Annotated in this window: 8 protein-coding genes; 1 reads left to right on the top strand and 7 read right to left on the bottom strand. The window is 67.7% G+C overall.

The window, feature by feature from the left end; all coding sequences use genetic code 11:
• The first annotated feature begins 46 nt into the window (after nucleotides 1-46).
• A complete protein-coding gene (locus ACZ5WC_RS22765; RefSeq protein ID WP_468542495.1) occupies nucleotides 47-235 on the top strand; it encodes an AbrB/MazE/SpoVT family DNA-binding domain-containing protein in 189 nt (62 codons plus the stop codon).
• 20 nt (nucleotides 236-255) lie between these two features.
• On the opposite strand, the gene ACZ5WC_RS22760 is transcribed toward ACZ5WC_RS22765, so the two are convergent.
• From ACZ5WC_RS22760 to ACZ5WC_RS22730, 7 genes are all read right to left on the bottom strand, one after another.
• Complete coding sequence (locus ACZ5WC_RS22760; protein WP_468542494.1) at nucleotides 256-2265, bottom strand: AIPR family protein; 2010 nt, start codon at nucleotides 2263-2265, stop codon at nucleotides 256-258.
• Entirely contained in the window at nucleotides 2258-3268 is a 1011-nt protein-coding gene (locus ACZ5WC_RS22755) for a PD-(D/E)XK motif protein (RefSeq protein ID WP_468542493.1), read from the bottom strand. Before ACZ5WC_RS22755 ends, ACZ5WC_RS22760 begins: the two co-directional genes overlap by 8 nt.
• Complete coding sequence (locus tag ACZ5WC_RS22750; protein WP_468542492.1) at nucleotides 3265-6045, bottom strand: Z1 domain-containing protein; 2781 nt, start codon at nucleotides 6043-6045, stop codon at nucleotides 3265-3267. Before ACZ5WC_RS22750 ends, ACZ5WC_RS22755 begins: the two co-directional genes overlap by 4 nt.
• 63 nt (nucleotides 6046-6108) lie before the next feature.
• Nucleotides 6109-7584 (bottom strand): ATP-binding protein, encoded by a 1476-nt coding sequence (locus ACZ5WC_RS22745; protein WP_468542491.1) that lies wholly within the window; start codon nucleotides 7582-7584, stop codon nucleotides 6109-6111.
• Between the two features lie 185 nt (nucleotides 7585-7769).
• Nucleotides 7770-9668 carry a hypothetical protein gene (locus ACZ5WC_RS22740; protein WP_468542490.1) on the bottom strand — a complete coding sequence of 633 codons (1899 nt, stop codon included), beginning with the start codon at nucleotides 9666-9668 and terminating at the stop codon, nucleotides 7770-7772.
• The gene (locus tag ACZ5WC_RS22735) at nucleotides 9668-13123 is read right to left on the bottom strand and encodes a helicase-related protein (protein ID WP_468542489.1); all 3456 of its coding nucleotides are present in this window, start codon (nucleotides 13121-13123) and stop codon (nucleotides 9668-9670) included. Before ACZ5WC_RS22735 ends, ACZ5WC_RS22740 begins: the two co-directional genes overlap by 1 nt.
• A 391-nt stretch (nucleotides 13124-13514) precedes the next feature.
• Nucleotides 13515-13784 (bottom strand): hypothetical protein, encoded by a 270-nt coding sequence (locus ACZ5WC_RS22730; RefSeq protein WP_468542488.1) that lies wholly within the window; start codon nucleotides 13782-13784, stop codon nucleotides 13515-13517.
• Nucleotides 13785-14041 lie beyond the last annotated feature (257 nt).

The raw sequence follows: 14041 nt of genomic DNA, 5'->3' as shown, positions 1-14041 counted from the left end.
CCAGCCCGTCGTCAGCCTACGAGTGTGAGGGTGCCACACTCGGCACATGCTTCGTGAACCTGCAGAACTCCGTGTCGACGACCATGGCCGGGTCGAGCTCCCCATGGGGCTGCTCGTGGAGGCGGGCATCGCACCCGGTTCGGCCCTCCTGGCCTTCAGTGACGGAGACGGGCGGATCGTGCTCCGCCGCGCCGAGGACGCCATGAGGGACCTGCTCGAGCGCGGGGAGCTCTGAGGGCCGACGACGAGTCGCGCCTACGGACCGGGGACGAACCCGAGCGACAGCGCCTCGTTGCGCGCGTGCAGTGCCTGTACCGCCTGTGGCTCGGGGATCTCCTGGTCGAGTTCGAGTCGCCTGCCGACGTACTGCGCCAGCTGGCGCTGCGAGGGATCCAGGTTGTGCGTCTCCTTCGCCCATCGCTCGACGGCGTACCACTCGTCCGCCGGGATCGACGCCACCTCGTCACGCGCCCCTTGGCCGCCTTCCGCGCCCCCGGCGAGAGCCTCCTCGTCCAGCGGGTGATCGCGGAGTTCCGCCTCCAGGTCACCAGGCACGGACCACGGCACGCGGGAGACGGCGTCCCAGCAGACGGCCTTCTTAGCCCACTCACCCACGTGGTTGCCCTCGCGAGGCCTGGTCACCGCCCGCATCACCCTGGGGCAGAGGTCGTCGATCGCCGCCTCGACGGCAGGGGAGACCCGCTGCTCTCGCCAGATCCGGTCGAGGTCGATGCGCTGCTTCGTCGCGAGCGACAGGCGGGCCATGGTGTATGTCGTGATCATGCTCTTGTAGCTGCCGGCCTCGTGGTTCGCCGCGATGCGGTCGACCGCCTTGAAGAGGATGGCCATGGCGATCACGCGTTGGCAGTACTGGACGTCGACGCGCGGGGGTGCCTCGCCGATGCGGTCCATGAACACGGCGAAGTTCTTTTGTGCGCCACGGCTGACCTGGAACGGAAGGTGATTCCAGGAGTTGGCGTACTTCGCGAGGTCCGCCTTGGTGAACTTCTGCTTCGTCGGGTTGAGCTTCTTGAACGTGCGCTGTTTCGCGGGCGTCCGGGCCTTGGCCACCTCGTCGGCGTACTGGCCGCGCGCCCGCTCGTAGAACCAGTGGGTCTCCTGACCACTGCCGTCCGTCGCCGGCGCCCACAGGGAGCGGGTGATCCGCTGTACGGCCACGTGGTACTCGTGGTTCGAGCTGAAGTCGACCAACGTCACGCGGTTCTGGGTATTGGAGTACTCGGAGATCATCGGGACGATCTCCGAGAGCCGCTCCGGGGAGACCTCCGTCAGTTTCATCTGCACGGCCACATGCGACAGGTCCGCCTTGTCGCGGCTGGAGGCGTAGTGCAGAGAGGCTGTCGTCTGACCGCCGTTCACGACCTGGAGCCCCTGCACGCGGGAGATGCCTGTGGGCCTGCCTTCCGGGTCGTAGGCGAAGTCGACCTGCGAAGCGGTCGCCGTGATGCCGTTGTTGTACGCCAGGAACCTGCCGGGGGAGTTCAGCAGGGTCTCCCGGATGCCACGGTTGACCGACCCGCGGGCCTGCAGGAAGGAACGGACGTTCAGCTCGAGGAGCCTCGTCCCGTACTCCCCGTAGAGCTCGGCGAGCCTCTGCCCGGGGATCACGGCCATGGTCACCGAGTGGTCGGGCTCGCTGCTGGGCGCCGCGATGCAGGGCAGCGGAGGGTCGAACGAGACGACGATGGGTTCGCTGATGCTGCCGGAGGTCGCGTGGCGGTGCAGCCGTGCCAGGTCCCACACCTCGTGGGTCACGGGGAGGCCGTCGAAGTCGGTGGGCGGGACCGCGGTGCTGGTGCCGACGCGGTTGCTGAGGAGGAAGAGCCGTATCCGGCGTACCTCGGTGAGCGCCTTCTCCACCGCCGCGCACATGTCGTAGACGTCGAAGGACTCGTCGATGTGCTGGCGCAGACCGTCACGGCACCGGCGGACGAACGCGAGGAGCCGCTTGAAGGCGGTCTCGGTCTGCCCCTTCGTGAGCTTGGACGCCAGCGGCTCGAGATCGAAGTCCGTGACGAAGAGGTCGAGGCACTCCCCGGAGTCCCCGATGCCGTAGCCGTGAACCAGGTGACCGTGTGCACCGTGAAACGCGGTGAACGTGTTGGACGCGATGCCGGCCTGCTCCAGGTCCTCGAACACACGCCGCGTGAACGTCTCCGGAGTGGTGGTTCCCTCGGCGTCGGCTGTCGCCTGGACGTCAGCGACGAGGTCGCGGGCGTACTGGGACAGGTCGAGCTCAGGCATGGGTTCCCCCGATCAGTGCGGTCACCTCGTCGGTCGTGGCGCGGTGCTGGTCCAGTCCCGAGGTGCTCACGTTGTACGTGCAGTCACCCACACCTTCGGGGAGATCTGCCTCGACGATTCTCGGGAAATCCTCTCGCACGTGCCAGAAGCGCAGGTCACGGAGGGTGTACCGAGGCTCTTCGTACAGGTCTCGCTGCCCCGGGAGGTAGCCGGCCTGTACGAGCCGGCCGTCGAAGGCGGCGCGCACGACGGGGCTGGTGAGCTGCTCGCGTATCCGGTCCACTAGGCGGTTCAGGCTCTCGCCCGAACCACCTCGACGCTCGTCGAGCATGGCCAGGGACAACAGGAGTGAGGGCGTTCCCGTGTCGTCCAGCTGGCGTTCGCTGGCGATCCGGATGTTGCGGGGACGCTTGGCGGTGCTGGCCTTCGTCTCGACCGCGACTCCGGGCAGCTGGAAGTCCTGGTTGGCTCCGCTTGGCCCGGTCCAGGAGTCGACGGCCTCGGCCGGCCCGACGACGGGCAGGATGCGGTCGCGCAGCAGCAGGAGCTCGCCGACGAGCCCGCGACGAGCCTCGGGGCCGAGACCGTCCCTGCCCACGGCGCGCAGGAGGTCCTGCCACCGCTCGAACCTCTCCACGGCCGCGGTCAGAGCGGCTGCGGCTCCGGAGGCCTCCCTGACCGTGTCGGCGACGTCGGTGACGAGGGGGTTGAACACCTCGCGGAGCTCGTCCGCGGTGAGGACCACCTGGAGCTCGTACTCGAGACGCGACACGGCGCTCAGGTTCATCTCCAGGCCGGCCGCGCTGGGCAGCCGGGTCACGGACCGCACGATGTGGTCCGCGGAGCGGGCGTCGGTCCTGAGAACGAGCATGCGCTGGTGTGCCGGGTGGGAGACGGAGAGAAAGACGTCCAACGGGGCATCTGGGTACAGGCGGATCCGGGACCGCCCTGGGGCACCCTGAGGAGCTTCCAGGTCACGCCACTCGGCCTCGGTGACGGTCACTCCCCGTCCTCCTCGTCGTCGAGGGCGTCAAGGCCCTCCTTCTGCCAGATGCTGTTGACGACGTATTCGGTATCGGACTGGTGCTCGGAGCGCGGGAAGCTCACCTTGAAGCCCACCAGCGGGGGCTGGGTCGGACCGCCCTCACTGGCTGGCCGCTCGATCAGATAGATGAGCAGCAGTGCCTGGTCGGCTCGGCGCTGCCAGCGGAGGTGCTCACCCGAAGGGGACTGGGGCACCTTCTCACGCTTCTTGATCGCTGCGGCCTTCTGCGTCGCTTCCAGGGCGGCATCCACTTGAGTGCGATCGAGGTCGAGGAACTCGTCGGGAGGGCTCAGCAGGCGGCGAATCGTGTACCGGCCGTCAGTGGCGGCATCGTTGAGGGCTGTACGTTCCACGGGGCCCAGGCTGTGTCCAGCGATGTCCTGCGGGTCCGTGGCGGCCCTCTTGCCAACCAGGATCACCGTCCAGTGCGGAAGCTCACCCACAGCCAGGCACTGTTCGATGTACTTGGCGATGAAGCGGGGGCGAACCCTCGCCGCCATGCGGTCGGTCTCGTATCGGGAGAGGAAGTCCACGACGGCGTCGGAGGGCACCTGTTCCCATGACACATTGGCGCCCGGCGCCTTCTGCTCGGCGGTGGTCAGACCGTCAAGTCTCCGGACGAAGTCCCCAAGTACCTTGAGGTTGTGCTCGGGGACCCCGTTGGAGAGGCTGAAGATCACCGTCTCCGGCCCCTCTCCGGAATAGCTGAGCATGACCTTCGTGCCTTGGCGCATCTTGTTGGCAGCCGTGACCGCGAGGCCGAGCGAGGAGGCGCGCACCTTCAGACCGAAGCGCCGAGGTGTGAGGCCCACCGCCGCCATCTCCTCCACCTCACGACGCAGTTCGTCCGTCGCGGCGGTCACCTCGATGTACTTCGCCTGGAGATCGGGCGTGGTGTACAGACGGCACAGGTCCTCGTGGCCCGGCCGGTATCCGAACCAGCGTCCCATCTGAAGCAGAGTGTCGTAGGTGCTGGACGTGCGCAGGTAGTAGCTGATGGTCAGCCCCTCCAGGGTGAGTCCCCGGGAGAGCTTCTGGCCCCCGATCGCGATGACCGAAAGACCGGTCCTGCGGTGCTCGTAGTAGTCGAGTGCGTCGCGGGAAGCGCCGTTCACCGTCTTGACCACGATCTTCCGCAGCGCGGGCATGAGCTGGCTCGACACGTCCTCCCAGGTGACGCGTTGGGCCTCGTCCGCGGGGAAGTGGTCCATGGTGGCGACGAAGTCTCGCTCCCACAAGGCCCGGAGCTCGGCGATGCGCTGGGGTGCCTGCCCGTACCGATCGCGGAGGGAGTCCACGAGGAGGCGCATGTAGTCGTCCACCTGATCGCAGACGATTCCCTGGACCGCCGTGAAGCGGGTGACGTGCACCAGCATGGAGTTGTGCACCTTCGTCTGTCCACGCACCCTCCGGGCGGCGCTGGCGAGGACGAACGAGTTGATCGCTTCGCGGAGGGACCGAGGAAGGTCGTCGGAGGGGACGAAGGAGGACTTGTGCTTGCTCGGGATCCAGCTTTCGGCGTCGTCCACGGGGCGGACGAGCGGCAGCGGGGGCACGTCCTCCTCGTCGTCGTTGTCGACTTGGAGGCCGAACACACGCTCCGGGCCGAGGTAGTTGGTCGGAGACGGCAGGGTGCGGATGAAGCTGTCGGGAAAGAGGTCGGCGCCGAGTTCAGCATGGTCGACGTCGGGGTCGATGTAGATGTTGGCGAACGGGGTGGCGGTGTACCCGACGTACGCCGACTTCTCGAAGCTCTTCATGAGCTCGCGGATCGCCCCGTTGGTTTTGGTCGGATCCGCGTCGGGGTCGCGCTCGGTGTTGATGGAGGCGTTGTCCGCCTCATCGTCGATGACGAACAGCGGGATGTCGCGTACGACCTTGTTCCCCGCCTCGTCCTCCGTGCCCTGGACCTCGGTCACCCACGTCCGCAGGTACTCGAGGATCTTCCAGTGCTTCTTGACGACGAGAACCACCGGGAAGCGGCCGAGCGGGAAGTTGACGGCGTTGGCAGCCTGTCGACCGAAGTCGCCCTTCTCCGAGCTGTTGGTGGGAGATGCGATGTCGAGCTTCTTGGCGCCCGGCATCCGTCCGGCACCCATGAGGCGGGACTTCCCGTTCTGGTTGGACCGCTGCTGGTGCTGGGTGTCGAACCCCAGGAGCCCCTCGTCGACACGCAGCTGAGTCTGGCTCCGGAGGTCGTTGTGGATGCCGGCGAGGATCACCACGAACTGGTATCCCGCGTCCACGGCCTTCGCGGCGAGACCGATGTACTGGCCGGTCTTGCCCGACTGGACCTGCCCGATCACGAGGCCTGTCCGTCGCCAGGAGCCGACACGGCGCGGGTCCTCGAGCTGGCTCAGGACCTCGTCCGTGCTCTGGTCCAGCCGACGTACGACGAGCGGGGGGAGGTTGCGGACGTCCTCAAGGTACCGCCGGTAGCGCTCCCAGAAGTCCCACGCCCGGTCGTTCTTCGCTTCCGGCAGCCACGGCTCGTGTCCGCTGTCGCTCTCCAGGCCGGAGGACCCTTCCTGGAAGACCGCTGTCAGGACCTCGATCTCCTTGGCCAGCTGGTCACGGTCGAGTACCTCGCCCTGGCCGGCCAGCATGCCGAAGATGATGGTCACCGCGCTCTGTACTTCGTCCGGCGTCGGCTGACGGTCCTGCGACAGCAGTGCGAGAACCAGGCGGCGGGCCTTGGCAAGGGACTCCGAAGAGTCCTCGGGGGTGGAACTCACAGCAGACCTCCGGCTGGGCGGGAACGGCTTGGGGCAGGCTACGCGTGGCCACTGACAACGGGTTCACCCGTTCCAGAAGCCCTGCATCTGGTCGAAGGGGGGCATCGTTCGCAGGCGTTCGCGGGCCGCCGCAGGCGAGCGGCCGTCCGAGACCAGCGCCTCGTAGATCCGCTGGGCGACCTCCGTGGCCCCGGCGTCGGCGGGTCCGGGGCCGCCGAAGGGCTCGGGGTCGTCGCTGGTGTCCGTCTCGTGCATGACGCGGAGGGCGGTGACCGGCACCGTCTCCTCAAGCAGACGGATCAGGGCACGCACGTCATCCGAGCTGGCACCGCCAGGACGCAGAGCTGCCTTCACCAGGGGGTGCCCCCGGTTGGCCCTGCAGGTGACCCGGTCGTCGACACGACGGACGTTCCAGGCGTAGAGGAGCGGATCCCCATGCGTGCGTGCCGCGATCTGCCCGCGGTACCGCAGCACGTCGGCGGCCCTTCTCCTGGCCTGCAGGGCGATGCGGCGGAGGTGGGAACGCAGGGCGACCGGCGGGACGACGCTGGACTTCCGGACGTCGACCCCCCACTCGACGTCTGTCTCGGCGGGGATGTCCACAGCGATCCGTGCCAGGTTGTACTTCTCCTCGCGGCGTAGTCCGCGCTGGCCGAGCCAGTCGCCCGCCAGGATCAGACGGTCCCGGCGGTACACGTAGAACCCCTGCTGGTCGAGCCAGCCACGCGGGCCGCCGGCCTTCTCGTACTCGTCCGGGCTGAGCCTCTGCGCGCTGGGAAGGACGAACGCCTCCACCCGTACGGAACCCGATCCCAGCGGCAGGCGCTCGACGGGAAGCGGTTGTACGGACGGGTGGCGGGACAGGAAGGGGTCCCAAGGCTCGACGGGGGTACCGGACACCCGGAGGTTGCGGCGCCGGCCTCCGGTGAGGAACCGCGCGAAGACCATCCCCAGATGGGACTCCGTGCGGGCGGCCTCCGCGTAGAACTGCTTCTGGGTCCGCTCGTCCTCCACCGTCACCGCGTCGACGTGGTAGCCGTTGAGGCGCCGCCACAACACGACCGTGCCGTGGTCCGCCGTCCCCCGGATCCTTTCCAACAGCTCGGTGGTCGCCTCGTCCGCGCCACGCAGCAGCCGCCACTCGCCGGACGTCTCGACGACGTCGAGGTCCCACGTGCGCACGTGCCACTCGCCGGAGGTGGCGGTGGCGACCGTGAGCTGTCGGGCCTGCGAGAAGGACGCCGACTTGAGGCCGACGCCGAAGCGCCCCAGGTCCGTAGCGCTGCGCGGCGTCGCAGGGCCGCGCGCGGCCACGGTCATGGCGGTCACGAGCTCGCCGGCGGTCATCCCGTCACCGTCGTCTGCGACGGCGATCCACGAGTCCTGTCCGGCCCAGGTGAACTCGACGTCGATGGTCGATGCCTCGGCGGAGATGCTGTTGTCCACGAGATCCGCGATGGCGGCAGGCAGGGAATACCCGAGTGAACTGAGCGAGGCGACCATGCCCGCCGGCTCCGGGGCCGCTATGTCGTACGTCACGCCGAGTTTCCAGCCTGCTTCCGGGTTCTGATACTGGTTGCGATTATCCACCCATGCCGTTCGACCACGTTCGGGTTTCACGCAGCGCTCCACTCGTGCACGGTCGGCGGTCAACGGCCCTGCGGAATCTGACAGAGCGTGTGGGGGGTGGGGAGGGCCGAGGGCGGGCCCTCCCCACCGGGCGTTCAGAGAGTCGGGTCCCAGTACCCGACTCTCGAACCGTCCGGAGAACCGAACAGGTGCCAGCGGGAGAGGTTCCTGTTCCAGGACTGACAGGCGGTCTCGGGTAGCTGGAGGCAGCCGTGGTCGGCGCCCTCGTTCGTGATCATGCAGTTGGGGTCGTAGAGGCAGGAGTCGTTGTCGACGGCCCGGCTCACGACCGCGTCGAGGTTCTGCTCGAGTACGGTCCGCATGGCACCGAGGCTGAACTCGCTGCCACCGTTGGGATAGATGGCGAAGGCCAGGTCGTACGGGAACAGGTACTCGGACAGGCTGGTCTCGCTGTACCCGCTGTCGACCGCCAGCGCTCGCAGGAGCTGATGCGACAGGGAATGGAGCAGACCGAACAGCTCGTGAACCGGGAGATCGGGATGTCCCGGTGCCGGGCGGGTCTCATGGGAGAGGGCCTTGCCGTCGCTCGGACCGAGCTGATGCACCAGCCACCTGGCCACACCCCCGGCTTCCTCGAGGGCGCTTCGACTTACCAGCTCGTTGCGGACCAACCATCGGCTCACCCTCTCCCGGTCCACCGGGAAGAGCAGCGCCTCTGCTTGGGTGGGGTGTGCGTAGAGCAGGGTTTTCTCGGGGGTACCCCGTGAGGCGCGCCCCCGGTAGGGCACGAGGTCCGCTTCCTCGGGGCTGAAACCGGTCCTGCTGTAGCCGATCGCGAGGTAGGTGATCGGGAGATCACTCACCAGGCAGGTGTCCTGGCCGAGGCCGGCAGCCGCAAGGACCCCGGGGTAGCGCTCGTACAGGGTTCGACGGTCGGGGTTCCGGGCCTCTCTCTGGAGGCGGGGGACTCCCAGACGTTCGAGGTTGAGAACGCGGCGGTAGGTGTGCAGCTCGGCTGCGAGTCCCCGCGCGTCGTCGCCTTCGGTGTCAAGACCGAGAGCCTTGCCTACCTGGTCCCGTAGGTGGTCCACCTCGACCGGCATGAACCGTGACCGGAGGGCTCGAGCCTGCTCGTGCAGGCCCGCCTCCTCCATCACGCGGATGCTCTCGACGACCTCGTCGGGGACGTTGACGGTATGCCCGTCGGTAAGCCGACGGAACTCGTCCTCGGTGATCTCGCCGAGCCACCATCCGAGTACCGCGGCGGTGTAGAGGGGGTTGCTCTGACGAGTGGCCTCTTCCGTCGTGGTCACGTTCACGAGCGTCAGGCCCTGGCCGACGTGTGCTGTTCCCGCGGTGTGCAGGAGGGGATTCATGAACTTGTCCGGATAGCTGCAGGAGGAGTTACTGCAGTTCCACTGCACGGGAAGGTGGAACCCGCAGCTCATGCACTCCCACCGGAAGTCGCGGAACCGACTGGCGCGGTCGTCGAGCTTGAACCGGGTGTGCCCCCGCGGGCACTTGTGCGGCGGGTACATGGGTGACACCTCCCCGCAGCGGTGAGCGAAGACGAACTGGAGCTGCCGGTTCCCGACACCATTGCCGCACGCGGGACATGCCGGAGGCCAGTCATCGGTTCCGGGCCGGGGATCGCTGGCAGCCCACACGTGGCCGCACCCGCCACTGGAGCACCTGACCACGCGGGGCCAGACCCGGCAGAAGACCTTGCCGGGGACGACGACCTCGTAGTGGCGATCGGCGAGTCGGTCCTCGTCCCCCGGGAACTCGGGTGCGCGGTCCGCTCCAGGGGCGAACGCACGACCGGCTGCCCGCCATCTGCGCACGAACCTCATGGCCTCTTGAAGCAGGTGATCACGGTCGAGAGAGGGCCCGTCGAACTCCTCGTCCCGTCCGAACTGGACCACTTGGGCCGTGTAACCACCCCTGTGGTCGAAGGTCTGGCCGGGACGGTACCGGTACAGGACCTGCCCCCGGTCGCGGGCCATGTCGTCGTTCCTGGGGTTGAACGCCATCACGACCTCCTGCTGTCGGAAACCACGTGGAACGGGATGCCCTCGGAGACGTCTCGGAGACTCGTCATGGGCCGGTGTTCGAGCCCGAGGTAGTCGCCGGTCGCGCGGTACCCGCGACTGTTCCCGCCAGCGAGGCCGGCGGAGGCTCCGGCAGAGCGGATGCTGGCGAGGGCGTGCTCCACCATGTCCTCGAGGTCGCTGCGGAGCTCTTCACCCTCCGGTCGCTCGGACTGGAAGACCGTGTGGAGTGCTTCGAGCAGTCGGGTGAGTTGGACGGCTTCCAGCCCGCCGCCAGCGGGGTCGCGCAGGGCCGCCTGCATCTTCGACAGGTCGTGCAGATGGCCGGGTGCGTTGCCCCTCCGCCACCAGTCGTGGTTGGCGATCTGAAGCAGGTGGCCCATCAGTATCCCCGGGAGCGTCCGGCGTACCGCGAATCGACTCCAACGGTTGATGGCCACCGGCTCCACCATCCGGTCCAGGTACTCGTGGAACTTGCCGTGGTACCGGTAGTGCGAGCGGTCCCGTTCCCGTACCGGGTTGAAGAGCATGAACACGAGGCCGTGGTAGGCGCGGCCGACGCGCGACGAGGCCTGGATGTACTCGGCCATGGACCTGGGCATCCCGTTGAAGAGCATGAGGTTCAGCCGGTCCACGTCGACGCCGTGGCTGACCATGCTCGTCGCGACGACCATCCCCGTGTTGCCGCCGGTGGTGCCCAGGTCGTCCAGCACCCCCCTCACCTCGTCGAGACGCGTCTCACCCTTGAGCTCGGCCACACGAAGATCGGGGTACCCCTCCCTACGTAGAGCCTCGTTGACCTGAGTGTCCAGTGAACGCCGGATCCGGCCGAAGTCGACGAGCGTGGTGGCATAGGTGAGGCTCGTACGGTAGAGGTCCACCACTGCGCGCAGTTCTTCCTCTGGCCAGGCGGCGAAGGGCGTGGGAAGGTCTCGGCGTAGGTCGAGCTTCCACAGCGCCCGGTGTGCGGACGTCAGGATCCTCACCAGCGTCATCTCCGCCGTACCACGCGTCGGCATGACCCCGACGAAGCGGCGCAGGGGGAGGCTCCGGTCGAGCCGCCAGTAGAAACTCTCGTCCAGGTTCGGCCCGGGGAGCGGAACCACCACCGACCTCAGGCCGAAGAGGTGCTCGCTCTGACGGTCCTCGCCGCGGATGGTCGCGGTGGTCGCGACCACCTTCATCCTGACCCCCCTCCCGTCCGGGCGCTGCCGGGAGGACAGGGTCCGCTGGACCTGGGCGAGGAGACCTTCGTAGTGACCCGAGAACGCACCGAGCTCCTCGTTGACCATGTGGAGCTCGTCAATGATCTCCAGTGATGGAGAGGGGTCGTAGAGGGGAGTGTCCAGACGGCGGGGAGCGGCTTTCGAATGGCCTGGTGCGTGACGCTCGTGGCACTTTCCGCCCCGGCCGAACCCGTGGTGATTGCACCAGCAGTCGACGTCGCCGAAGAGCGCACCGAACCGATCTGACAACCCGATGTTGGCGAGCTTGTCCAGCGTCCCGACCACCACCGTGGGCAGGTATCGGTAGATCTCCGTGTCCACGACGACGATCGGCAGGGTCTTACCGCACAGTTCGTTGCCGCATACGTGTTCCAGGCGGAGCCGCACTGGGTCGGGCTCCGGAATGCGGACGGACCGTTCACCGCAGTACGGACAGTCGTGGACCAGCCGGTACGCGTGCCGCGCCTCCTCACTGGACCGGAGCCGGTCGAGCATTCCATCGGCGGTGAGCGAGTTGGGCGTGTTGCCGCCGCCGGCGTAGAAGCCGATGAAGAAGGGCCACCCTGGGTCTCCGCCGACTTCCCTGAGCCGTTGGGCGTTCCGGTCCCTGACGATGTCCGCCGCGGCGATGACGTCGAGCTGTCGCTGGGTCTGCTGGAGCGTCAGCAGTCTGAGAGGGAAGCGGCACCAAGCGGAGACCCCGACCTTCTTCCCTCGCGCCCGGTCGTAGAACATGCACACAAGGACCAGTCCGAGGTATGCCTCGGTCTTTCCGCCGCCCGTGGGATACCAGACGACGGTTGCGGCCTCGGTCGGGTCCACGTCGTCGTCTTCGCCCCAGAGCCCAGGCGCGAAGAGGTGCTCCGGGTGTTCCCGCCAGGCCAGGGCCCCGAGCTGGCTGACGATGGCCACCAGCTGGAACAGACGCCATCCCCCGCTCGGCCGCTTCTTGCGTTGGTTGAGCTCCATCATGGATTCGTTCGCGAGCTGGAAGGCCGTGAGCAGACGCCTGTCCCGTCGCAGCCATGCGACGCCGTCCCGGAACCGTGCCACCTCCAAGGAGGCTGCCCTCCGGTCGGCCTCCTTGCGGTGTGCAAGCTCGGGTTTGTCCTGGAGATCCGCTGTGCTCCAGGCGGGGGTCTCCAGGTAGGCCTCCATCTCGGACGCGAGATCGTCCAGGACCGGGAGAGGATCGGAGGCGAGCCTTGCGTATCCCCAACGCTCGTCGGTCCGTGCCACTGCGCGATGGGTGTCGTGCTGGGGAACGGGCACGCTGCGCACGGCCACGAGCCGCCCGTCGTGCCACCGGGGCTCGACACCACAGTTGTTCGCATACGCGCCCAGCTCACCGGAGTAGCGGTAGGCGTCGGCTCCGAGATCCATGACGATGGGCATGAGGCGGTCGCCTTCGACCTCCAGCCCGGCACGGAACAGCGAGTTGTCCCTCGCCTCGTCACGACGGGTACGGCCGGCGTTGCTGCCGCGACCCTGCACAGTTACGACCGGGTCGGCTGCGAGATTCTGCAGAGTCACGGTCACCCGGAGCCGTCCGGATGCGACGAGCCTCGACGTGACCACGACATGCGCGGCGGGGGTCGGTACGACTGCGTCCCCGACTACCTCCTGGGCCAGCCACCGTTCGAAGGCGGCGTCGTCTGCCATTGCGGCCGGGGGTACCAGGCGCTCCCTGCGGTCGTTACCGAGCCGGCGGTCGATTCGCGGGTCCTGGAGGGCCAGGCGGACTGCCTCCTCGAATGCATGCTGGAACTCACGCTCCAAGGTCTGCCGGAGTGCGGCCTCATGGCCGAGGACGATCTCGACGGGTTCGACCGTCACACCAAGACGCCGGAACAGCGGTGCGAGTCGGTAGGGTTCTTCACGTCTTCCGGCCCACTCGATCTGTTGGGCTCGGGTCGGAAGCGTCGCGTAGTAGAACGACGCCCGTGCCTTGACCGTGATGGAGCTGCCGTTCTCGGCCTCGAACTCGAAGCCGAGGCTGTCCGGAGTGGTGCGCCCGTACCTCGGGGCTGCGCCGCCCGGCTCGACGGCGTGCGGACCGAGACTCTCCATGAAGTAGCGGGCGCTGGGCGGTTCTCCCAGGCAGACATCGCCTTGGGCCTCTCCGGTTGCGTCGCTGACCACCGCGTTGACGAGGTGGTCGACGAGTGCCGTCTGCTGAGCGACGCTCGGCTCGGACGAGGGGGTGGTCACAGCGTCCCCCCGTCGGTCCAGGCGCGTTCCGTCGACAGGGGAGAAGGGCAGTAAGGGGACCTGCTGCGGTAGGTGTTCCGGTCGCTCGCGAACAGGCGACGGGTGAGCCGATGCGGCTCCGAAGCGCGTGGCGGGAAGGGCGAACATGCCGAACCGGCCCGCAGGACAGGGGTGTCCACGGGATCTCCAGGGTCCGCGAGCCAGAAGCCGCCATGGCACGACGCCATGGCCGGACGTCTTCTGCTTCTTCGAACCTGAGCAGCATGAGCTGAAGGCATATGAAGTCACAAGCTGGGTTGCCAAGTTGAACGAAACTGTCTCGATCGATTCGATCAATTACCTGAATCGATCGCACTGACTGTCAACGGCCCCTGTGGTGGTCGCGATTCGATCACGAGCTCCCGGCGTCCGAACTGCCCGGCCTCTGGTCCCCGTCGCTCCGCGCCTCGGGGAGCTCCCTCGACCCGGACTCCGGCTCGGACCCCCGGCCACCCGATCCCATGCGCCATGTCGAGTAGAGACCGGCCAACGCGATCGTCACCGCGGCGAGTGACTCGGGCGCGACGCCGAGTGCCACGAGCGCCACACCTGTGGCCAGCACGGCGACGAGGGCTGCGAAGTCGGACGTGGAGCGGCGGGGGGACGGGGTGCGCTGGGGCATGGTGGCTCTCCTCAGGTGGCGTGGATGACCACACCACCGTGCCGTCTTGACGATCACTCAGGTACCCTTCTCTCTGTTCTATCCGATAGAACATCGAATCTGCTGAGAGAAGGGGGAGCTGATGGCAGGGCGGTCACGAGACCAAGGGGGGCGTCCTCCTGGCGTGCCGCTCGGAGAGTCCGAGGCGGAGAACCACCTGGTCGTGTTCTTGCGCGGCCTTCGTGGTGCCGCCGGCCTGTCGGTGGAGCGACTGCACC

It is taken from the genome of Streptomyces sp. NPDC033165 (assembly GCF_055577965.1).
The sequence above is the reverse complement of the archived record's forward strand: the minus strand, read 5'-3'. Positions and strand labels throughout refer to the sequence as shown.